The sequence below is a fragment of the Sungkyunkwania multivorans genome, from assembly GCF_042675645.1.
GTDB lineage: Bacteria > Bacteroidota > Bacteroidia > Flavobacteriales > Flavobacteriaceae > Sungkyunkwania > Sungkyunkwania multivorans.
Map to the genome: position 1 here is coordinate 146,760 of NZ_JBHTJH010000010.1, position 23,507 is coordinate 170,266.

General features: G+C 41.5%; 18 protein-coding genes. 9 read left to right on the forward strand and 9 right to left on the reverse strand.

Annotated features, from left to right (window positions below; genetic code table 11):
• Positions 1-33 precede the first annotated feature (33 nt).
• Both ACFQ1M_RS10830 and ACFQ1M_RS10835 read left to right on the forward strand, forming a co-directional pair.
• On the forward strand, positions 34-1,128 hold the full coding sequence (locus tag ACFQ1M_RS10830) for a fatty acid desaturase family protein (protein ID WP_386408068.1): 1,095 nt from the start codon (positions 34-36) through the stop codon (positions 1,126-1,128).
• Between the two features lie 35 nt (positions 1,129-1,163).
• The gene (locus ACFQ1M_RS10835; protein WP_386408070.1) at positions 1,164-2,348 is read left to right on the forward strand and encodes a pyridoxal phosphate-dependent aminotransferase; all 1,185 of its coding nucleotides are present in this window, start codon (positions 1,164-1,166) and stop codon (positions 2,346-2,348) included.
• A 79-nt stretch (positions 2,349-2,427) separates the two neighbouring features.
• On the opposite strand, the gene ACFQ1M_RS10840 is transcribed toward ACFQ1M_RS10835, so the two are convergent.
• The 3 genes from ACFQ1M_RS10840 to trkA all read right to left on the reverse strand — a co-directional run bounded on the left by ACFQ1M_RS10840 (position 2,428) and on the right by trkA (position 5,694).
• The gene (locus ACFQ1M_RS10840; protein WP_386408072.1) at positions 2,428-2,721 is read right to left on the reverse strand and encodes a hypothetical protein; all 294 of its coding nucleotides are present in this window, start codon (positions 2,719-2,721) and stop codon (positions 2,428-2,430) included.
• Between the two features lie 111 nt (positions 2,722-2,832).
• On the reverse strand, positions 2,833-4,329 hold the full coding sequence (locus tag ACFQ1M_RS10845) for a TrkH family potassium uptake protein (RefSeq protein ID WP_386408074.1): 1,497 nt from the start codon (positions 4,327-4,329) through the stop codon (positions 2,833-2,835).
• Positions 4,330-4,344: 15 nt separating this feature from the next.
• Complete coding sequence (trkA, locus tag ACFQ1M_RS10850) at positions 4,345-5,694, reverse strand: Trk system potassium transporter TrkA (RefSeq protein ID WP_386408076.1); 1,350 nt, start codon at positions 5,692-5,694, stop codon at positions 4,345-4,347.
• Positions 5,695-5,933: 239 nt separating this feature from the next.
• On the opposite strand from trkA, the gene ubiE reads away from it, so the two are divergent.
• Together ubiE and porT are read left to right on the forward strand one after the other, a co-directional pair.
• A complete protein-coding gene (gene ubiE, locus ACFQ1M_RS10855; RefSeq protein ID WP_386408078.1) occupies positions 5,934-6,662 on the forward strand; it encodes a bifunctional demethylmenaquinone methyltransferase/2-methoxy-6-polyprenyl-1,4-benzoquinol methylase UbiE in 729 nt (242 codons plus the stop codon).
• Between the two features lie 89 nt (positions 6,663-6,751).
• Positions 6,752-7,447: a type IX secretion/gliding motility protein PorT/SprT gene (gene porT, locus ACFQ1M_RS10860; protein ID WP_386408080.1), complete on the forward strand. Its 696-nt coding sequence runs from the start codon at positions 6,752-6,754 to the stop codon at positions 7,445-7,447.
• A gap of 3 nt (positions 7,448-7,450) precedes the next feature.
• Here the strand turns inward: porT and ACFQ1M_RS10865 are convergent, their stop codons facing one another.
• Positions 7,451-8,179, reverse strand: a complete 729-nt coding sequence (locus ACFQ1M_RS10865; protein ID WP_386408082.1) for a TrmH family RNA methyltransferase — start codon at positions 8,177-8,179, stop codon at positions 7,451-7,453.
• A gap of 41 nt (positions 8,180-8,220) precedes the next feature.
• Between ACFQ1M_RS10865 and tamL the strand changes: the two genes are divergently transcribed.
• From tamL to accD, 3 genes are all read left to right on the forward strand, one after another.
• Positions 8,221-10,761, forward strand: a complete 2,541-nt coding sequence (gene tamL / locus ACFQ1M_RS10870) for a translocation and assembly module lipoprotein TamL (protein ID WP_386408083.1) — start codon at positions 8,221-8,223, stop codon at positions 10,759-10,761.
• Between the two features lie 121 nt (positions 10,762-10,882).
• Positions 10,883-11,950, forward strand: coding sequence for a class II fructose-bisphosphate aldolase (gene fbaA / locus ACFQ1M_RS10875; RefSeq protein WP_386408085.1), 1,068 nt, complete (start codon positions 10,883-10,885; stop codon positions 11,948-11,950).
• A 47-nt stretch (positions 11,951-11,997) separates the two neighbouring features.
• Positions 11,998-12,855, forward strand: a complete 858-nt coding sequence (accD, locus tag ACFQ1M_RS10880) for an acetyl-CoA carboxylase, carboxyltransferase subunit beta (RefSeq protein ID WP_386408087.1) — start codon at positions 11,998-12,000, stop codon at positions 12,853-12,855.
• Positions 12,856-12,909: 54 nt separating this feature from the next.
• On the opposite strand, the gene ACFQ1M_RS10885 is transcribed toward accD, so the two are convergent.
• Positions 12,910-13,770 (reverse strand): hypothetical protein, encoded by an 861-nt coding sequence (locus ACFQ1M_RS10885; protein ID WP_386408089.1) that lies wholly within the window; start codon positions 13,768-13,770, stop codon positions 12,910-12,912.
• A 172-nt stretch (positions 13,771-13,942) separates the two neighbouring features.
• Between ACFQ1M_RS10885 and rpsO the strand changes: the two genes are divergently transcribed.
• Both rpsO and ACFQ1M_RS10895 read left to right on the forward strand, forming a co-directional pair.
• Positions 13,943-14,212: a 30S ribosomal protein S15 gene (gene rpsO / locus ACFQ1M_RS10890; protein WP_386408091.1), complete on the forward strand. Its 270-nt coding sequence runs from the start codon at positions 13,943-13,945 to the stop codon at positions 14,210-14,212.
• A gap of 234 nt (positions 14,213-14,446) precedes the next feature.
• The gene (locus ACFQ1M_RS10895; protein WP_386408093.1) at positions 14,447-16,693 is read left to right on the forward strand and encodes a polyribonucleotide nucleotidyltransferase; all 2,247 of its coding nucleotides are present in this window, start codon (positions 14,447-14,449) and stop codon (positions 16,691-16,693) included.
• 77 nt (positions 16,694-16,770) lie between these two features.
• Here the strand turns inward: ACFQ1M_RS10895 and ACFQ1M_RS10900 are convergent, their stop codons facing one another.
• The 4 genes from ACFQ1M_RS10900 to ACFQ1M_RS10915 form a co-directional block, all read right to left on the reverse strand.
• On the reverse strand, positions 16,771-20,025 hold the full coding sequence (locus ACFQ1M_RS10900) for a T9SS type A sorting domain-containing protein (protein ID WP_386408095.1): 3,255 nt from the start codon (positions 20,023-20,025) through the stop codon (positions 16,771-16,773).
• Between the two features lie 145 nt (positions 20,026-20,170).
• On the reverse strand, positions 20,171-21,316 hold the full coding sequence (locus ACFQ1M_RS10905) for a helix-turn-helix domain-containing protein (RefSeq protein WP_386408096.1): 1,146 nt from the start codon (positions 21,314-21,316) through the stop codon (positions 20,171-20,173).
• Between the two features lie 164 nt (positions 21,317-21,480).
• Positions 21,481-22,074: a hypothetical protein gene (locus tag ACFQ1M_RS10910; RefSeq protein ID WP_386408098.1), complete on the reverse strand. Its 594-nt coding sequence runs from the start codon at positions 22,072-22,074 to the stop codon at positions 21,481-21,483.
• A 92-nt stretch (positions 22,075-22,166) separates the two neighbouring features.
• Positions 22,167-23,324, reverse strand: coding sequence for a helix-turn-helix domain-containing protein (locus ACFQ1M_RS10915; protein WP_386408100.1), 1,158 nt, complete (start codon positions 23,322-23,324; stop codon positions 22,167-22,169).
• Positions 23,325-23,507 lie beyond the last annotated feature (183 nt).

A 23,507-nucleotide genomic window follows, 5' to 3' on the forward strand; every position in this document is an offset into this window, starting at 1 on the left:
CGCAACCTGTCGTTCATTAATGAAAAGGAAACTATGAATACCCCACAATTAAGGTTCTCCCGAACCGACTCAAAGCGCTTTTTTAAAACATTGAACAAGCGGGTCAATGAATATTTTAACGAAAATAAGATCAAGAGAACTGGAAATTGGAAACTCCATTTAAAGACCATTGTCATGTTCTCCATTTTTCTCACGCCGTATTTCCTAATTTTAACACTGGACATGAACCATTGGGTACAGTTACTATTAACTGTGGTCATCGGAGTGGGCATGGCAGGTGTGGGGATGAATGTAATGCATGATGGTAATCATGGCTCTTACTCCTCCAAGAAATGGGTGAATACGCTTATGGGCAGCAGCATCTATATTCTTGCTGGCAATGTTTACAATTGGAAAGTACAGCACAATGTGTTGCATCATACCTATACGAATATACACGGCCATGATGAAGATCTAGAAGCGGGGCGGATCATGAGGTTCTCAAAACATGCCAAATGGCATCGTTTCCATCGTTTTCAGCATTACTATTCGGTATTCCTGTATGGGCTACTAACCATCAATTGGGCGATCACCACCGATTTTATACAGATGAAGCGTTATATGAAGCAAAAGCTTTCATATGGGAAATTCCCAAATCCTGCTGGCCAGTGGAGTCTTTTGATAATCACCAAGCTTATTTACGCAAGCATTTGGATATTGCTACCCATCCTTATATCAGACATTGCTTGGTGGAAAGTGCTTATCGGTTTCTTCGTAATGCATTATACCGCAGGGCTTATCCTTAGCATTGTCTTCCAATTGGCACACGTTGTAGAGGATACCGAGATGCCTTTGCCTGAAAAAGATGGCAGTATGAAAAATACTTGGGCCATTCATCAGCTTTTCACAACAGTGAATTTCTCGACAAAGAACCGAATTGTAAATTGGTTCACTGGCGGTCTCAATTTTCAGATAGAGCATCATATGTTTCCAAATATCAGCCATATTCATTATCCGAAGATCGCTCAAATAGTTAAGGAGACAGCAAAGGAATTTCAACTACCTTATAACGAATACAAAAGCACAAGAATGGCAATTGCCTCGCATTTTAGATATCTCAAGTCAATGGGAGCCAAACCAGCTTTCTAATTAACCAAACAACAATCAAGCAACTAAATTAACAAATGAACCCACTATCGGACCGTATCAACAGTTTGCCGGTTTCGCAAACGTTGGCAATGGCCGCAAAAGCCAGAGAATTAAGAGGAGAGGGAAAAGACATCATTGGATTAAGCCTAGGCGAGCCCGACTTTAACACGCCCGATTTTGTCAAGGAGGCCGCAATACAGGCCATCAATGACAATTATAATTCGTACACACCAGTTGATGGTTATGCAGACCTGAAAGAGGCTATCTGCAGGAAATTCAAAAGAGATAACGGATTAACATACCGGCCCGATCAGGTAGTTGTGTCTACGGGGGCCAAACAATCCATTGCAAATGTCGCGCAGGTATTGCTGAATCCAGGAGATGAAGTATTGCTTCCAGCACCTTACTGGGTAAGCTATTCGGCCATCGCTATATTATGTGAAGCGACTTACAAAGAAATTCCTTCAGATATCAAGAGTGATTTTAAGATCACTCCTCAACAACTCGAAGCGGCCATCACCCCAAAGACCAAGATGATCTTCTTTAATTCGCCCAACAATCCTAGCGGCACCATTTATTCTGAAGAAGAGTATCGGGCATTGGCAAAAGTGCTTGAAAAATATCCGGACATCTTTATCCTTTCGGATGAAATATATGAACATATCAATTACGGCAAAACACCTTTTAGTTTTGCTGCCATCGAAGAAATGTATGACCGGACCATCACGGTGAATGGAGTGGCCAAGGCATTTGCAATGACAGGATGGCGAATTGGCTATATCGGTGCTCCCGCTTGGATCGCGAAGGCTTGTACCAAAATGCAAGGACAGATCACCAGCGGCGCCAATTGTATCGCGCAGCGTGCAACGATCGCAGCTCTTGACGCTCCGGTAAGCAAGATCAAATATATGGTGGACGAATTCAAGGAACGTAGGGATATGGTACTGAATTTACTGAGCGAAATAGAGGGCCTCACTTTGAATGTACCAGATGGCGCCTTTTATATCTTTCCAGATGTCTCCAGTTATTTCGGAAGGACCCTTGGAAACACTACCATTGAGAATGCTTCAGACTTTGCGATGTATCTATTGGAAGAGGCCCATGTTGCAACGGTTACAGGCGATGCATTTGGCCAACCCAATTGTATTCGTATATCGTATGCTGCTTCGGTAGCGGAGCTGCAAGAGGCAATCGAACGAATAAAGAGCGCCTTACAATAAAATACTGATTCATACTTTATAACGAAAGAGCATTATTTGGATCCAAATGATGCTCTTTTAGTTTGACCGTGATATCGGACTAGATCATGTTGAGATAGACCAGCGAACATACTACCAAGATACCGCTGACGATGATGATGACATTAGGCAAACGCTGCGTATATTTTCTAAAGAACTCTTTTACTCCAAAGAACACGAAGGTATTTAACGAAAAGAAGACAAAGACGCACACCGGTATCGATAATCCGAATAACTGCGAACCCGCCTTTTTATCGAAACTAAGTCCTAGCCAAACTACGATGATGGTGGTCAATAAAAAAACAAACAACAGCCATAGAATTTCTGCTGCTCTAGAATATTTGAACATGGCCATACAAATAGATAATTTATATGGCTTAAAAGTCCTATAAAAAAGCAAGCCAGTCAATCGCTTAAATAGGTATTTTTTGTCTCACTTCAAATAGTGAAAATTGCAAGTTATTTCTTACATTTTTTTCCAGAAGAAAGGGGTGAGCAAAATAAGTACAGTGAATAATTCTAACCTCCCTAACAACATTAGGAATGTACACCACCATTTTGCTTTGGTAGGCAATATGCTATAATTATCTACTGGCCCAAGATCCCCCAACGCAGGACCGACATTCCCAAGTGAAGACGCGGCGGTTCCTACTGCAGACTCAAAGTCCAACCCTAAAGCACCAAGGACTAAGGCTCCGATAATGAAGGCAAGCATGTACAGGATAAAGAATCCCAAAATGTTATAAACGATATGCTCTGTGACCGTTTTATTATTATACCTAACAGGAATTATTGCGCTTGGATGAAGCGTTCTCTTAAATTCTAACAGCCCGTTCTTTATCATCATCAGGTGCCTTACCACTTTTACTCCGCCAGCGGTACTGCCAGCCGATCCGCCCATAAACATCAGTCCAAAGAACATCACAGTGAGAAAAGGAGTCCACATGGTAAAGTCTGCAGTGACAAAACCCGTGGTCGTGACTACCGCTATCACTTGAAAAAGCGCATGTCTGAAAGAACTCTCTGCTTCACCCAGTACCATAGGATGGTTCACACTAGATTTTGATATATCTGCCTGAAAGAAAATGATGAGCGTGGCAACGACCGTAAAAGTAAGGATCCCTAGAGCATAGAATTTGAACTCTTCATCTTGAAGTATCTTTTGGAACCTTCCCTTGAAAGCAAAATAGCTCAGTACAAAGTTACTTCCAGCCAGAAACATGAATACAATGATAATATATTGTATCAACGGCTGACCGTTCCAGTGTGCAATACTGGCATTCTTAGTAGAAAAACCGCCTGTAGATAAGGTGCAGAGCGCATGGTTTATGGCATCGAAGAAACTCATCCCAGCTAGCTTTAGCAAGACCGTCTCGGCCATGGTATAGCCAAAATATATCAACCAAAGTCTTTTAGCAGTATCTGTGATCCTCGGGTGTAATTTATCGGCACTTGGTCCTGGTGCCTCGGCAGCAAAAAGTTGCATTCCTCCGATACCCAATAATGGAAGAATTGCGATGGCAAGCACAATGATTCCCATCCCACCTATCCAATGGGTCATACTTCGCCAAAATAATATTCCTTTTGGTAAGCTTTCGATATCTGTCAATATGGTTGCCCCTGTCGTAGTGTACCCGGACATCGTTTCGAAAAAGGCATCTGTAAAGGTGCCCATTGCCCCAGAAAAAATATATGGTAGTGTTCCCGAAAGGGACATAAACAACCAACCGAAGGTGACGATGACGTATCCTTCTCGTTTTTTGATTTCCTTTTGATGGTCCTTGGTGGTAAACATCAACAGCCCTCCCACTAAAAGCGTAACGAAGCCCGCCAGCGAGATCTCAACGGTGACATTATCTTCATATAGTCCGCTAACGAGTGCCGCCAACAACATAAAACCGCCATTGCATAACAAAAGCAGCCCCATGAAGTGAAAAATAATTTTGTGATTTAACTTTTTCATGGCAATAGCAACTGCTTATAAGAATAGCTTTTCTACCTTCTTTATCGATCTGGGCAAACAACACACCAAAACCCTATCCCCTTCTCGGATCTCGAAGTCGCCGAGCGCTATCAAACCCTCATCGTTGCGGATAACACCACCGATGATGGCCGAACGGGGAAATTCGAGGTCTCTTATGATCTTATCGGTAACTTTAGAATTCGGCTTTACAATAAATTCAAGTATTTCCGCATTCATATTGTTCAGCTTCGTAAGGTCTACTACCTCTCCTTTTCTTATATATCTGAAGATATTATTGGCCGCCAATAATTTCTTGTTGATCAACGTATCGATTCCTATGGAGTGTGACAATTGAAAATAATCCATATTCTCGACCAAGGCGATCGCCTTCTTCACATTTTTTGATTTTGCAACCAAGCAAGACATAATGTTGGTCTCTGAATTGCCAGTAACAGAAATAAAGGCATCCATCTCTCCAATATCCTCCTCTTCGAGCAATTCTACATTTCGACCATCCCCATTGATCACCAAGGCATTGGGCAGATCATCGGCAAGGTCAAAGGCCTTGGTCTTATCCTTTTCTATAAGTTTCACGTTGAATTTGTTGGAGCAAAGGTCTCGTGCAGCCTTAAATCCTATCTTACTTCCGCCAAGGATCATGACATTCTTAATCTCCTCTTTCTCCTTCCCTGTAAGTTTATATAATTCCTCAACACCTTCTCTCGACGTGATAAAATAGGCCTGATCACCTTCTTTAAACAAGGTGTCACCTCTTGGAATCAACGTATACTGAGTGGCAAATCGCTGAATCGCTATCGGAACAAAATGCAACCCTGGAAAGATGGCCGCCGCTTCTTTTACAGACTTCCCAACAAATGGAGCCGTGCGAGAAAGTGTGGTTCCCACCATGGTCAAGGCACCTCCTTCGAACTCGTAGGTGTCGCTAAATGCCGAGCGATCCAGTAATTGCTGGATTTCTTCCGCGGCCAACTTTTCTGGCGAGATCAACTCGTCGATTCCAAATCCACTGAAATCCACCTCAACACTTGCATCAATGAATTCTGTATTGGAAATTCTAGCTATGGTACGTTGTGCGCCTAATTGTTTTGCCAAGGCGCAAACGGTAATGTTCGTCGTTTCTGAGGCCGTAACTGCGATCACGAGCTCACTGGTTGAGACACGTGCATCTTTGAGCACCGCAATTGAAGTTGCATCTCCTTTTAATACGCGAATGTCCAAATGAGTGTCAGCATAGGCAAGGCTTTCCTTATCCGTATCTATCAGGGTAATATCTTGCGACTCAAAAGAGAGAAGTTTCGCAAGATGAAAGCCTACCTCCCCGGCGCCCGCAATGATGATCTTCATATAAAATGGTTTAAGAAACCGCAGTGCAAATATACAGCAAAAACCAAAGTCCTATATAAAGATCTTATTTTTCAGGAATCTTCAGAAAGAAGTGCTAATACATGCCAAAATTGCGCTTCACACGAAAATAGGCTTCCAAATTTCTATTTCGTCGACTCCCCATGCCAATTAATCATCTTTCTTATGTAAGTTTGCAGCGTCATCCATACAAAAAAGGTTTGTCGAAAAAAGAAAAAATAATGCCCAAACAAGTTACACCCTACAAGGATTCAGAGCTAGGCAAGAAAGAACAGGTGCAGAAGATGTTCGACACTATTTCGGACAAATACGACGGCCTTAACAGAGTTATTTCTTTTGGCATTGACATTAAGTGGCGAAAAAAAGTGGTGAAACTTGTAGAACGTACCCGGCCAAAAACGATATTGGACATCGCTACAGGCACAGGCGACTTAGCAATAAATCTAGCAAAAACAGGAGCAGAGAAAATCGTTGGTCTCGACATCTCTCCTGGAATGCTGAAAGTTGGCAAAAAAAAGGTAGAAGAAAAGGGTCTTACGGACCTTGTAGATATGATCATCGGCGATAGTGAGGCACTTCCTTTCGATGACGATAGCTTTGACGCAATCACCGTAGCCTTTGGCGTCAGGAATTTTGAGACGCTCGAAAAAGGATTGTCAGAAATATATAGGGTGCTTAATCCAGGAGGTATCTTTATCGTATTGGAAACCTCGGTCCCCACTAAAACCCCTTATAAACAGGGGTATGCTTTCTATACCAAATTCATTCTACCAGCTATCGGCAAATTGTTCTCAAAGGACCGTGATGCCTATGGTTATTTGTCGGAATCTGCCGCAACATTTCCTTATGGCGAACGTTTCAACAATATTTTACAAAAAATTGGGTTTATTAATGTTGAGAATAGGCCCCAAACTTTTGGGGTTGCCACAATCTATACCGCATCTAAATAATTATGAAATGAGCATAACAATGAAGTCAATATCCTACATAATGTTCAATGTCGAATTCCATCTGACAACTAAAAAATAAAGAAGAACAGATGAAACAGACTTTTGCTTTTGCCCTCCTATTTACCATGTGCACAGTGGCCTTTTCACAACGAAGGGACCGCATCATCAATTTAGAGAATATCGACAAGAAACCGCTTAGTTGGGGTTACTTTCTAGGGTTCAATCAATATGATTTCAAGATAGAGAATAACACGACAGATTCTTTTCAAACCGCAAAGACCTCAGGTTTCAATGTAGGACTTGTGGGAGAAGTGCGACTTCACGAGCATTTTGACTTGCGACTAGAGCCTGGCCTCTATTTTACTACAAGGACCATTGGATTTCCATTCAACCCATTATTTTCAAGTGAAAGAGATCAAATTCGCGAAGTGAAATCAACCTATATTCACGTTCCGCTTTTATTAAAGGTCAGCGCAAAGCGATATTATAACTGGAAACCTTTTTTGGTAGGTGGGGTTTCGACCTCGCTCAATCTTTCTAGTAATCAAGATAATCCCGAGGACAATGATAGCGGTACCTTCCGTATGAAAAAGAACACCTATTACTACGAAGTCGGAATAGGCATCGATTTTTATACACACTACTTTAAGTTCACTCCATCGGTCCGTGGTGTTTTCGCAATTAACGATGAATTGGTTAGGGATAACGACCCTAACAGTCCTTGGACCAGCGGTATCGACGCTCTATACACGAGAGGGATATTTGTGAACTTCACCTTCGAATAGTTGCTAATTAGACCTTCGAAACTCGCTTAGAAGAATCCCTGTAGCGGTTGCCACATTGAGGCTTTCCGTTTTCTGAACAGATCCAAATCTAGGAATAGCGATGCGTTTATCGATCAACGCAGCAATTTTAGTGGAGATCCCGTTGGCTTCATTTCCCATAACGAGATTTGCCGCTGTCGGCAATGTCGTTCGATAAACATTATCACCATCCATGAAAGCCCCAAAAACAGGTCGCTTGGTTCGCTCTAAATAAGTCGAGAGCTCGCTGTAGATCACAGCAACCCTCGCCAATGAACCCATCGTAGCTTGAACTACCTTGGGGTTGTAACAATCTACGGTATTGACTGAACAGACCAATTGATGCACCCCAAACCAATCGCATAATCGGATGATAGTCCCGAGATTCCCTGGATCTCTGACATCATCCAACACCACAGTAAGCCCCTCATCTTCCTGTGGGATCATTTCTGGTATTCGGAACAATGCCAAGCATCTATTTGGCGTTTTTAAGCTACTGATCTTTTTTAATTGGGTATCAGTAATGATTTGCAGTAGATCGAGATGGTTTGCAAACAAGTCGGTCGCTGTAGCGTATATTTTTTCTGGTGTAAAATTAGCCTGAAGGAGTTCGGTTATCACCTTTGGACCTTCGGCGACGAAAAGACCGTGTAAAGATCGGTACTTTTTTTGCTGGAGACTTGTTATAATCTTTATTTCGTTTTTGCTCACCATTAAAATGAAGTTGTATTTTTGAAATCTAAACCTAACAGTATTTGAGGACTCCGCTCACAAAAATATCATTATTTATTCTTTTATCACTTTTAGTATCCTGTAACGCTGTCAAAAGAGTTGCAGAAGACGAACGCCTCCTCACCAAAAATCGTATTTTCGAAAATGGGGAACGAATCAATAGTGAAGCCGTTAAGAGCCAAATCGCCCAAAAACCCAACACCACTATTCTAGGATATCCATTTAGGTTGAATCTCTATAATTTGGCCAGACCAAATCCAGATTCCAGTTTTGCCGCATGGCTTCATAGGAAACCGAAGCGCGAAGAACGGTGGAACAAGTTTCTTTCCGAAAAACAGGTGAAGAGATTGGGCAAGTCATTTTGGTTTTATGGCAAACACCAATGGTTGAAAGAAATTGGCGAAGCCCCGACCATTATCGATGAGGCCAAAGCGCAAAAGACTTTGAAGCGTCTCGAGGCTTATTATTTTAACCGAGGTTTCTTCAATGCGGAAGCTGAATATGAGATCATTCCCAGTAAGCGGCCTCAAAGAGCAAGTATCGACTACAACATAACTACGGGCGAACCTTATTTTATCGATAGCATTACTAGTTTGATCGTGTCCCCGGCAATAGACTCCTTGTACAAGGCTCGAAAAAGAGGGACTTTGCTGCGTCCCGGTGATCAATTTGACTGGTCAAATTTTGAGGGGGAGCGTAGAAGGCTCAGTAACGTTTTCAGGAATTCGGGTGTCTATAATTTTCAGCCAAGCTCTATTCGGTATGAGATAGATTCTACCGCGAGCAATAACAAAATGCCTGTAGACTTGATCATCAGCAATATTCAAAAGCGTAGTTTGGACGGAAGCACTGAGGAAATACCTTATACCATTCACAAGATAAAAGAAGTAAATATATACACAGACGACTCGTTCATCAACGAACAAGGCAGCTTTACCGACTCGACCACCTATAACAAGTTCAATATTTATTCCAAGGGTAAGCTTCGTTATAGACCCAAAGCGCTTACAGATGCCGTCTTTATTAATCCTGGCGATGTATATAGCGACGTTGACCGAAGTTTGACCTATAAACAATTTAGTAACCTTCGCACTTTCAAATATCCAAATATCAACTATCAGTACGCCGATAGCACCAACAACGAGCTCATTGCGAATATTCTTTTGACACCTAGGAAACGGTTTTCTCTAGGTTTTGATTTTGACCTCAGCCATTCTAATATTCAAGACATCGGAGTATCCTTTATCACTTCGATGGTGAGTAGAAATATCTTTAGAGGTGCAGAAACCTTGGAAGTGTCACTACGTGGAACATTGGGCTCGTCTAGAAATGTTGCTGCAGACGACTCCCGTTTCTTTAACCTATCAGAGGTTGGAGGTGACATACGACTTAATTTTCCTCGTTTCTTCTTTCCCTTCAATACAGAGAAGTTGATTCCAAAATATATGTCGCCGACTACCAGTATTGCTTTGGGAACGAGCATTCAGGAAAACATCGGTCTTGACAAACAGAGCTTTACAGGCCTTCTCAGCTATAAGTGGTCGCCTTCGAAATGGATCAACAACAATCTAGAATTGATCAATATAGAATTCATCAACAATAAAAATCCTGACAACTACTTTAACATTTACCTCAATTCTTTTGATCGACTTAACGACCTGGCCGTATTGACCACTATTGACCTTGGCCCAGATGGACGACTAGAAATTCCCGGTCAGGCGAATACATTCTTGGAGGATGCCATCAATGGAGTGTATCCAGAGCTCACCGCAGATGACATTCAAGTTGCCAGGGTCATCGACGAACGTAAGACGCGATTGACAGAGAACAATCTCATTTTTGCGTCCAATTATACGTTCATACGAAACAATAGAGAAAACATACTGGATAAAGAATTTTCACAGTTCAGAGCAAAGCTAGAACTGGCAGGGAACCTACTTTCTGCAACTTCGGACCTCTTCAAATTTGAAGAGAACCGTGATGGCAACAAACAGATTTTTGATGTGGCCTTTACACAATATGTGAAGACAGAGTTAGATTACATCAAGCATTTTCGTTTGTCTCAAGATCAGGTTTTGGCTTTTAGATCCTTTGCAGGCATCGCGATCCCTTACGGAAACTCTAGCAGTATTCCTTTCAATCGCAGTTACTTTGCCGGCGGTTCTAATGATAACCGCGGCTGGGAACCCTATTCACTTGGCCCCGGAAGTAGCGGTGCTCCCGATGAATTTAACGAGGCCAATTTTAAATTGGCGATGAACTTAGAATATCGATTCGATATCGCCGGAAATCTAAAAGGCGCATTATTTGCCGATGCTGGCAATATCTGGAATATCTTTGATAATGTCGAAGACAGCGCTTCCAAATTCGACGGTCTCCCTGACTTGGATGAACTCGCATTGGGCTCTGGTTTCGGTTTGCGATACGACGTTGACTTCTTTGTTCTAAGATTCGATCTCGGCTTTAGGACGTACGACCCCGCCTTACCGTCTGGAAATCGATGGTTTAGGGATTATAATTTTGGGAATTCCACACTAAATATTGGAATCAACTATCCCTTTTAGAATTCTCTTGACCGTAAAGACCACCCCAAAGTTCTCTTCATAAACAACTTAACAAAACGCTATCCAACAATCATAAATTTATTACTTTTGTTGCCTAACAAACAACGAAACTACTCAAACTATGAATCACAACATTAAGCCAGGCGTAGCCACAGGTGATGAAGTACAAGCGATCTTCAAATTAGCAAAAGAAAAAGGGTTTGCTCTTCCTGCTGTCAATGTCATCGGCTCTAATAGCATCAATGGTGTTCTTGAAACTGCGGCAGCGTTAAATGCTCCGGTGATCATTCAATTTTCGAATGGAGGTGCACAATTCAACGCTGGAAAAGGACTTTCCAATGAAGGACAAAAGGCTGCCATTGCCGGTGCCGTGGCAGGGGCCAAGCATGTGCACCTTTTAGCAGAAGCCTACGGCGTGCCTGTAATACTTCATACCGACCATTGTGCAAAAAAGTTATTACCATGGATCGATGGTATGCTAGCGGCCAGTGAAAAGCATTTTGCCGAAACTGGAAAACCGCTATTCAGCTCGCATATGATCGACCTTTCTGAGGAACCCATCGAAGAGAACATCGCGATTTGCAAAGAATATCTTGAGCGCATGAGCAAGATGGGCATGACCTTAGAAATAGAGTTAGGAATTACCGGTGGCGAAGAGGACGGCGTAGATAACACCGATGTAGATGATTCTAAATTATACACACAACCCGAGGAAGTAGCCTATGCCTACGAGGAATTGATGAAGGTAAGTCCAAAATTTACTATCGCTGCTGCCTTCGGAAATGTGCATGGCGTGTATAAGCCAGGTAACGTAAAATTGACTCCAAAAATTCTCAAAAACTCACAGGAATACGTCTCTAAAAAATACAACGTTCCGCATAATACCATCGACTTTGTCTTTCATGGTGGCTCTGGTTCTACACTTGAAGAGATCAGAGAGGCGATCGGTTATGGTGTCATCAAAATGAATATTGATACGGATCTTCAATATGCTTTTATGACCGGTATTAGGGACTACATGAAGGAGAAAGAAGCCTATCTTGGCTCACAGATAGGAAATCCGGAAGGCGATGACCAACCCAACAAGAAATATTACGACCCTCGCAAATGGTTACGTTTGGGAGAAGATACTTTCAGAGCAAGGCTAAAGCAAGCTTTTGAAGATTTGAACAATGTAAACACCTTATAACAAACCCCTGAGCTAAAAGTTGCTTTTAGTTCTTAATTGAAGATCATATGGCTTGGTTCAAAAGAAAAGAAAAAGGCATTCAGACGGCAACCGAGGAGAAAAAAGACACTCCTAAAGGACTGTGGTACAAGTCTCCTACTGGAAAAATTGTTGATTCTGAAGAACTCGCCAAAAACTATTTTGTAAGCCCAGAGGATGACTATCATGTTAGAATAGGCAGCAAAGAATATTTCGAGATCCTATTTGACAATAATGAATTTGAAGAATTGGATAAGGGTCTAAGCTCAAAAGACCCTTTGAAATTTGAGGATACGAAGAAATATCCTGATCGCTTGAAGGCCGCACAGGAAAAAACAGGACTGAAAGATGCTGTTCGCACGGCAGTGGGTAATTCTAAAGGCGAAAAAATTGTGATCGCAGCGATGGACTTTGCCTTTATTGGCGGATCGATGGGCTCGGTGGTTGGAGAAAAGATCTCCCGTGCCGCCGATTATGCCTTGAAGAATAAGTTGCCTTTTATGATCATCTCAAAATCTGGAGGTGCTCGTATGATGGAGGCTGCCTTATCGCTGATGCAGCTGGCCAAGACCTCCGCCAAGTTAGCGCAGCTTGCCGATGCTAAGATTCCTTATATCTCTTTGTGTACCGATCCTACCACTGGTGGCACCACAGCTTCTTTTGCCATGCTTGGCGATATCAATATCGCAGAGCCAGGAGCGTTGATCGGCTTTGCGGGACCTCGTGTTGTAAAGGACACTACAGGTAAAGATCTGCCCGATGGTTTCCAAACTTCAGAATTTGTCTTGGAACATGGGTTCTTGGATTTTATATCACACCGAAAGCATCTGAAGAACAAAATAAATCTCTATCTCGATCTTATCTTAAATAGGCCATTGAGAGCATAATAAAAAAACGCCCTTCAAAAAATGAAGGGCGTTTTTCATTTGTTTACACTTCTATCATAGCGTGATCTCTAGTACCTCACCATTGGAAAGTGTCAAGCTAGCCGTGTTATCGCAACTGCCATCTCCAAAATCCAAGGTAGCCGTGGCATCGTTTCTTTGAAGGTCGATCGTACCACTCACAAGAAACAAGCAAGCCAATTCTCTTCGCAATGGCTCGACCACCTCTCCCGAATGGACGGTTCCATTTCTAAAGGTCGAGGTCCAGCTACCCGTGATCAAATAAACGTTGTCTCCCCAAGTTCCGCTGCCTACACCCGCGACCCATTCGCGTACCTTTGTCCCCAAACGACTTGCAAAACTCTGGTCTGGCCAGGTGACTGTGATATCTACATTGATGGTAGACTGGGGATTATTGGCATCATTAGCACGCTGTCTCAAACGGCTCATGCTTCCAGCGATATTGATCTCGTTAACAAAGAAATTTTCAAAAGAAACACTGATCGTCTTGGTCGCAGCCTCCATATCCTTTGCATAGCTCATATAAATGATTCCGCTAAGCACATTACCGTTTGGCAATTCGCACCCATCGCCGAAGTCGATGGTCTTTTCTCTAGTGGTAGCAGTTACCACCGTTGTTATGGTCACGCAATCTGGAAGAAAATTAGAAGGAGACATCCCCGATCTCGAAGCAGGATCGGTACTTTCTAATTCATCATTGAAATACACGGTTTCTACGATACTGTTCACCTCATCGGTAGCAATATCGATCTGTGCATCACGTGCGGTAAGCTCTTGATCCAAAGTTGCCGCTGTTGGATCTTCCATCGCCACTTCTTCGTTGCTACAACTATAAAGTGCAACGATGGCCATTAAAGTCAAAAAAATAGACCTTTGCTTTTTGAAACTTGTCTTCATAACTCATGGTTTTTAATGTTATGGTTCTATGACAACTATTGTTACAAAAGGTTTAAAATGTTTCAAAAAAAATCTCCATGTTCAAAATAATTTCCTTTGTAAAAAAAGTTCTATATTTGCGCCTTGATAGAAAGCCTATCAGATACATAAAAATCATTTAAATAATATTGGCATGTATTTAACTAAAGAAGTTAAAGAGGGAATCTTCAAAAAGCACGGGAAGTCTGAGAAAGACACTGGGTCGGCAGAAGGTCAGATCGCGTTGTTTACGCACAGAATTAATCACTTAACCGAGCACTTGAAAAGAAATCGCAAAGATTTCGCTACCGAGCGCTCGCTAGTAAAAATGGTAGGTAAGCGTCGTAGCTTACTAGATTACTTGAAGCACAAAGATATTGAGAGATATCGTGCAATTGTTAAGGAACTAGGATTAAGAAAATAACTTTTTAAGGGGCTTCACGCCCCTTTTTTATTTTTATAAATAGATTTTTTAAGGACATCAACTAGAATAGAATTGTTCTAGCAGAAGTCCTTCACTAAAAAAATTGAACCTGATTCATGCAAAGACAAGGGTCAGGTCATATGAAAAAAAGCAATTTTATTAGTTTTTCATTGGGTACACAACAACTACACACAACAACACAACGCCCTTTGTTTAATTAATCAAAAGAAATTTATGATTCCACAAGTTTTTAGAGAGGTCATAGACCTAGGTGACGGTAGAGAAATCTCTATCGAAACTGGAAAATTAGCAAAACAGGCTCATGGTAGTGTTGTGGTGCAATCCGGAAAGTGTATGTTATTATGTACAGTAGTTTCCAATTACAAACAATCAGATGTCGATTTTTTACCTTTAACGGTTGATTATCGTGAAAAATTTGCTGCTGCCGGGCGTTATCCTGGTGGATTCTTTAAAAGAGAAGCGAGACCGAGTGATGGCGAAATACTCACGATGCGCTTAGTGGATCGCGTATTGCGTCCATTATTTCCAAAAGATTACCATTCAGAGACACAGGTGATGATTCAGTTAATGTCTCATGATGATGATGTGATGCCAGATGCGATGGCTGGATTGGCAGCTTCCGCTGCGATCCAATTGTCAGATTTCCCTTTTGAGTGCCCGATCTCTGAAGCAAGAGTTGGTCGTATCAATGGGGAGTTTATCATTAACCCAACACGGAGTCAATTAGAAGAATCCGATATCGATATGATGATCGGTGCTTCTGCTGATTCAGTGATGATGGTAGAAGGGGAAATGAATGAGATCTCTGAGGAGGAAATGACCGAAGCTATTAAGTTTGCCCATGAAGCCATCAAGGTACAATGTGCCGCTCAAGTAAAATTAGCAGAAGCCGTAGGCAAGAAAGAGGTACGTGAGTATGAAGGTGAAAGAGAAGATGAGGAGTTAGCAAAGAAGATTCATGAAATGGCATATGACAAGGTATATGCTGTGGCCAAAGCAGGTTCTTCAAAAAAAGAGCGCGGTATGGCGTTTGCTGAGATCAAAGAAGAGATCCTAGCCACCTTTACCGAAGAAGAACTAGAAGACATCGGAGGTTTGGTCTCCAAATATTACGCAAAAGCCGAAAAAGCTGCGATTCGTGATCTGACATTGAATGAAGGTTTGCGTTTGGATGGTCGTAAAACCGACGAAATTAGACCCATTTGGTGTGAGGTAGATTATTTGCCATCCACTCATGGTTCTTCGATATTTACCCGTGGGGAAACTCAAGCATTGGCTACAGTTACCCTAGGAACTTCGAGAGAGGCGAATCAAATAGATATGCCATCGTTTGAAGGTGAAGAGCGTTTCTACTTGCACTATAACTTCCCTCCTTTTTCTACTGGTGAAGCGCGACCAATTCGTGGAACATCACGTCGTGAAGTAGGACATGGTAATTTAGCGCAACGCGCTTTAAAAGGCATGGTCCCTGAAGATTGTCCTTACACCGTAAGAGTGGTGTCCGAGGTACTCGAAAGCAACGGATCCTCTTCTATGGCGACCGTTTGTTCTGGTACCATGGCGTTGATGGACGCCGGTGTACAATTGAAAAAACCTGTTTCTGGTATTGCCATGGGGTTGATCTCTGATACAGAGTCTGGAAAATATGCAGTACTCTCTGATATTCTTGGTGATGAGGACCACTTAGGCGATATGGACTTTAAAGTTACTGGTACTGCCGATGGTATTACGGCTTGTCAGATGGATATCAAGGTAAAAGGATTGTCGTACGAAATTCTTGTGAATGCACTTAAACAGGCTAGAGATGGACGTCTTCATATTTTGGAGAAACTAACTGATACCATTGCTGAGCCGAACGAAGATGTGAAGAGCCACGCTCCTAAAATGATCACCCGTCGTATTCCAAATGAGTTCATTGGAGCCTTGATCGGTCCTGGTGGAAAGGTCATTCAAGAACTTCAGAAAGAAACAGCGACGACGATCGTTATCAATGAGGACCCAGTTACCGAAGAAGGTGTTGTGGAAATCTTAGGAACCGGTCAGGATGGTATCGATGCGGTATTGGCGAAGATCGATTCATTGCTATTCAAACCAGAACGCGGTGAAACGTACGAAGTGAAGGTGATCAAGATCCTTGAATTTGGTGCGGTCGTAGAATATACGCAAGCTCCTGGGAATGAAGTGTTGCTTCATATCTCCGAATTGGCATGGGAACGGACCAACGAGGTGACCGATGTGGTGAATATGGGTGATGTCTTCGAGGTGAAATACTTCGGAATCGACCCTAAGACACGCAAGGATAAGGTATCGCGCAAGGCATTGTTGCCAAAACCTGAGGGCTATCAAGATAGACCACGCAGAGACAATAATCGCGGACGCGACAATAAGGGACGTGACAATCGCGGGCGTGACAACCGTCGTGATGATCGCAGACCAAAGGGAGAAAATAAGGAGGATTAGATCTTTCTTGTAATTGTAAAGGCGGGCGTTTGAAAATCAAACGCCCGCCTTAGTTTTTAAGAAACTCTTATCTATATTTAATTAAGTACAATTTTATGAGTTTCTTCTCTACGGTCAGAGACTATCTTTAGAATGTATATTCCTTTGACAAGCTTGGACGTCCTTACATTGGTCATACTTTCAACACTTCCCTCTAGCACTACTTTTTGATACATATCATAAAGAACATAAGTTGAAATGTCACCAGTGTCCTTCGCATTGTTTTTAGTTATAGTGAAATGTCCGGAACTAGGATTTGGATGCACCGAATACTCTTTCATGTCACTCTTCATTTCGCCGGTATCGGACCCCTCACCTTCGCCCCCACCATTGCCATTAGAGCAATCAACAAATTCAACCTCCTCACCATACCATTGGGAAGTGCCACAAGAGTTGGTTCTTCTAACTTCAAAAAGATACCATCCTGGCGATGGAGTATAACTCAAAGTTCCGAGATTCCCATTATAATAGGGGGAGGTGTAAACCACGTTCAAATTTGGATACTTTCTTAACCTGAACTGATATCTACTATCGGGAAGTTTTGGGAAAAACTCATACCTGTTTCCATTATGACTTGTACAAAAATAATATTCCCCATCGAATCCATTTTCAAATACCATTTGATCCACGGTAGCATGGCCAACCCAAAATTTCTTTGTGAAAGTCGCTCCATTAGAAAAAGTACCTTTGATCCAGCCCTCGCCATGACCAGTTGCACGTCGCTTTACGCTGATAGAATTTCCAGTTGAACCGATAACTTGTAAGTTATATGATGCTCTCCAAGAGCTGACCGCTCCCGGCAATGCACAACCATTGGTACCCATATCAACGCTGTAGGTCGTGGTGCTGTAACTACATAATAATTCTGGTCCCTCTAAAACATTGGGGTCTACAGGAAAATACGGTTCTTGTTCATTACCTGCCAACTCGGCCAATAACCAGTTGACACTCTGAGCATTAAAACTAGTGTGCTGAGTGTTCTTTTCGTGACCAAAATAAGAATCAAATGGCGTTAGATTACTACAGACCAAATTTCTATTCAATGCCTGATCCCAACTTCTATCCGGGCTCGAATGGCCTATTGCGGAAAATGATGAAATAAAAGAATGGGTCTCTTTAAGTTTTCTAGTCTCCCAATCAGCCCCTCCTAGAAGTGTTAAGATTCCCTCGATAATATTATCAAAAGCATCCGAAAAGCTTGTCCAAAAACTTCCTTGCGCATTTGGCGGATATGTACATGCTGCGCCATAATGCAATTCCTCCTGCCCGTTGAACCATCCACCAGAAACATTGTCCATATTTCCGCGAGAGTTGTTGTTGGTCATATAGATACTTTTATCATTGAACGCTTTTTTGAATCTGGAGATCTTACTTCGATTCCCCGTACCGGGTAAAAAGTAAGTTTCTATGCTTCCAATATGCGTATTGAAAGGATTTTGAAACGCTTTAAGCTCCAATGTCTTTTCACCATTATAAGCATATTTATCATTTACATAACCAGTATATGGATTCGAAAATCTTTTCGAGTTGTTCATCGCCCCATTGACCAACGCTATCTTTCTTAAATTCTGCGGATATCCCTTGGACCCGCTAAGGCCATTATTGAAGAGATTGTTGTAAAACCTGATAAATGATGGCGCGCCTCTAGAATACGAATATCCTTGGGACACCGTACGAGCATTTAAATGAGTATCGACGGGCAACGGGGTATTGAAAGGCCCTATGGGCAAGGTGTGATATTGCTCGATCAATTGTTGTTTGGCGGCAGGCGACCCCAATTGTTTCTCAACAAAATCTTCGGCAGCTTCCACCCCACTGCTGTACATTTGATTGATGACAGCCTGTAGCCCTAATGGGATATTCGCTCCGAGATGAGGACTGTCCACACTTATCCATAAACGTGTCTTGTGTTGCCACTGGGACTGTCCGGTTTGTTGATATTTCTTTTCCATATATGCCAGTGCATATCTAGAGATCTGCCCTCCCATGCTAGGCCCTACGATGACCAACTCTTCATTATAGCCATTTGCCTGAACACGCACATTTAAATCGCGAATAAGCCTTGTAAGTGCGAGCGCATTGCGTTCTATAAAATCTGCTCCTCCATCGATAGTTCTACCTCCCGATTGATATTTTGGGTGATTCACTATCACAACATCATATCCAAGTCCACGCAACCTCGGAATCAAATTTTGACCTCCATCTGTAGGCTGCATCAATTCTCTGATCGATCTGTGGCGCTCGGGCCTATACGTCCCACAATTTACATAGTGCTGGGCACAATCCGGGTCGTTCTCACAGTCACTATCCTCTATGCGCCTTTTGTCTTCTGGATCGAAACCGTCGATGATAATGACAGGCTTTCTCAATTTTGGATCAATGCCCTGGTTGGTTCTAAAATGAATTCTGTAGTCTATCCTTCCTCGTATTGCATTGGTTTCTTGGGAGTCCTCATATCCTTGAAAAGCTTGGTTAGGGTCTGCGACCTTGAATCCGTTTTCAATTTTTCCTGTGACTCTGGAATCTGACATTAGAGACGCATCGCTTTCTGAAATCACATAGATCTTTGTATTGAAATGTCTTTGAGACCCATCAGAGAGTATTGCCGAAAGTCTAATAATTTTTTCGCCCGTCTGATCATACTTTTGTTTGACTTCACTCTTAACGATTTTACCATTTTCAATGATGCTATGGGGAATACCATCTCCAAAATCGGCCGAGAAGCTTTTGACTTCTTTCATCGAATTATTGAACCAAAATCTCGCTGAGAAACGAAAGGTTATCACACTCCCTTTAGCTGCTTCCTTTAACGGTGAAACAATAAGGCTTGTATGACTTAAAAACGGAGGCTTATCCTTAGATTGTTCAAATTTACCCTTCTTCAATCGGAGTCCTCCTGCCTGTTCGTCTTCAGGGTTATAATTCAGTACCTCATAGTCGGCACTAATGATTCCAAAGTCAACAATATCATCGGCAGATGTGTTTCTGCTCAGATCGTCTTTCAACATTTTGGCTGAAATAAATTGGCTCCTATTCGAGGCGATATGAAGATCCAATAGCGCCTGTTTAAAATAATCATAAGTGACAGGGTCATCCTTTATCTCCGAATTGAATCTTTCCAAACTAGAAAAATTACCGGACCTATTCAATAGAATTCCAGAGTTTAAACGCGACTTGTCAAGATTCTCTATCATCTCGTCGATATTGCCTAACGACCTATCCTCTATTTCTATTTGGGAAAATGAAATCGCGAAACAGCAAAGCAGCAAGCTGAATGATAATAATTTTTTCATAATTGGTTGGTTTATGTTATTCAATAGGTTGGTTGATCTTTTATGGGCATGTACCTCAAAAAAGTCAATTTAAAGCTACCTCATATCTTTGAAAGGAATGTCCGAGATTATCCGATCTATTGAAATCTGGACGCTTTAAGAATATTCAGGACTGCTTTTCTCTAAAGGAAGAGGGAGTTTCTCCAGTAAATTTCTTAAACGAGGCGTAAAAGGTTGATCGTGAATTGAATCCACACTCAAGACCGATGGCCACATTCGTGTATTGAGCAAACGCTAGATCGGCCAATAGTCTTTTTGCCTTTTCCACTCTGTAGTGATTTATATAGTCTGAAAAGTTATAGTTGCTGTGGCTATTTATCTGTAGCGACAGATTGCTGGCACTTATCTTAAGTTCGTTGGCCAACATCTCCAAACTCAAAGATGGGTCCAAATATCTCTTTTCATTCAAAACATACGCATCCACTCTTTTGAAGAGCAGGCTTTTATCGGAACTCGATGCTGACCTTGTCATTTCTGTAAGATCTTTTTTCCCTTCTTTCGAATTATTTGCATTTAAACCTGCCAAATGACTTCGTAAAGAGATTCTGTCCTTGACCATATGATATCGAAAGAAACCCTGATAACCAATCCAGTAAAGCAAAATCGAACTACTAAGTCGTAATGGATAGTAGGTGTATGGCTGAGGAATGGCCTTGACAAAATTGTTCAGTAAAATGGCCCCTATCCAGAAAGCTACCACCACCAACCCCAAATACATGAAGCGTTTTATCCATGCAATATTATCGTATTGCAATATAAACTTGTAGGTCTGCTGGTACCTAAAAAGAATTATAAAGGCCTTCACGAAAATGAAAATACAATACACGGCATTTGCGATCTCCTCAATATTGTTGTAGATAGCTATATACTTGGTATTTTGACCCTGATTATAGTAGGAATAAACAATGATACCGGTGCGGGCCATTATTTCTATGATGAAGATGCTCAACGAAATTTTAATGAAGTCGTTAAAACGCTCTTGAATCTTAAGATAATTGATCAAAAAACCATAGAACATAGGAAATATAAGCATGTACCACGGTACAAGCAGATGTTTCAAATAGAAAAACGAAAAAATATGACCGCTTTCGATCAACCAAGCCTGAAGATTGTTCAGTGATAAGAAGAAGACCACAAAATTGAGATAAACGATGGTAACATCAACTTTCTTCTTGGAGAAAAAAGTTGCAATATTAAATATAAACCCTTGTATAACTCCAGCGAGCAAAAGAAAATTAAAGAAAGAGGTCATAGTTGGCTATTACACCATAAAAATAGGATTTTTAAAAAGATGAATTCTTTAAACTATGATGAACTTCCATCGGATAGATTTTCGTTTGAAAAGCAAAACGCTCAATGGTTCATTGAGCGTTTCTTTGCTATACTGGATAAGGCGTTTATCCATCGAGGCCACATTTATTTCTGTCTTCCCTTTGAACGTTGAAAATTATACTCTAAGAAAATCCCTCCATTAAAAAAGATGTTTTCGGGTGTAAATATAAATCCGCCTTCCACTCCCAATAAAGTGAGCTTTCTTAGCTTTATCAGATGAATCTTGGCCTTCAAAGGTAGCCCAATGGTCTTTGTAAAGTCAAAGCTGCTTTCACCATCTTTGCGTATTTGCTCTCGGATATCGACATAGGCAAGACCGAGTTGATACTCTAAACTCACCTTGTCAGTTCCTACTTCCCTGCCCCATAAAACTGAGAGCTCCTTAAAACCTTGATCATTCCAGTCACCTTCACCGTACAGATAGGATAGGGAAAAAATATCTTTATTGCGTATCACACTTACACTAGCGTTCAAATGGATTCCCTCGAATTCAGGATTAAAAAATAACCCAGCTTGATTGTCATCACTTTCACTGCTAAGAAGTGCCTGCCAAAAACCAAGCCCCACTTTCACCCCTCGAAACTGAAGAGAATTATTTGATGAAATATCTTGTGAAAAAGCTTGCGCCGTGAGCAAGAACATAGTGCCTAGGATGACACATCTAAATGTTGGTTTCATAATATTTTATTTTATTAGACCCCGCTAAAGTAGTTCCCCAGTTGTTTTGGATGTCCTGAATCTTCATATGACTAAGAATCAGGACATCATTTTCAGGTGTGGGCCTTTCTGTAATCCGTAGGAGTCTCACCCGTGAATTTCTTAAAAGCCGCGTAAAAGGCGGATTTCGAGTTGAAACCACACTCCAATCCAATGGCGACAATAGTATATTGTTCAAATTCTTCGTCTCCCAAGAAACGCTTGGCCTGCTCTACTCGAAAATTATTGATATAGTCCGAAAAGTTATAGGAACTGCAACTATTGATATGCGCGGATAGCTGTCCAGCACTCATATTCAATTCTTCAGCCAATGACTCAAGATTTAGATTGGGGTCGAGATACTTTTGTTCGCTAACCACGTGCATGTTTATGGCAAGAAAGGTTTGCTCTTGCTTATCACTCTTACAGGTTCGCTGAATGATGTCGTCGCTTTCTTTTTTAGAGGTGACTCGCAGTTTTGGCCCATCTGTCTCCCCCAAGCTTTTTCGTAGTAATATGCGATCGCTTACCACCATATATCTAAAGAACCCTTGATAGGATATCCAGTATAGCAATATCGAACTTGTAAGTCGCATTGGGTAGTACGAATAAGGATACTTAATAAAATCGGTGGCGTTGTTGATCACTATGGCAATTAACCAGCAGGCAACAACGATCGCCCCAATGCTCATAAATCGTTTGATCCAAAGAATATCATCATATCCCAATATGAACTTGTGAAGCTTTTCATGTTTGAAGAGCACCAAAAAGGTATTGACGAAAATAAAGACGCAATACACCGAATTAACCATCTCTTCGAAACTGTCGTATGCTTTGATCAAATGTGCATCGTTGATATCCTCTTGAAAGTGATACATATACCAGATGATGCCCGAATGTATTATGATCTCTACCCCAAAGAGCACAAAGGAAAACTTCAAGTACGTCTTTAACTTCTCTTCAATTTGAAAATAATACAACACAAACACGTGGAAAAGTGGAAAGATCGGCAGGTACCAAGGTAACATCAAATGCTTGGTAAAATAAAACGATTCCATATGGCCTTTGTCTATCAACCAGGCCTGTAGATTGTTCAACGATAAAAACAAGACGATCAAATTGAGGAAGATGATCGGCTTCTCAACTTTTTTTCGAGAGAAGAAAGTGGCTATGATAAAAACAAAACCCTGAAGGGCTCCTGCAATAAGAAGAAAATTAAAAAAAGAGGTCATCCTTAAGAATTAATCATAAATAGTGCTCTTACCGCTTAGATGGGACAACCAAAGAAAAACGCTTATATCTATCGATCACCATCTCTTCTATTATTGCACCGATGTACTAAAATAATCACAACCAAATAACAAGTATAAGGTTTTAAGAATTCTAAATCAACCTTGCGCAGTAAAACCGCACAT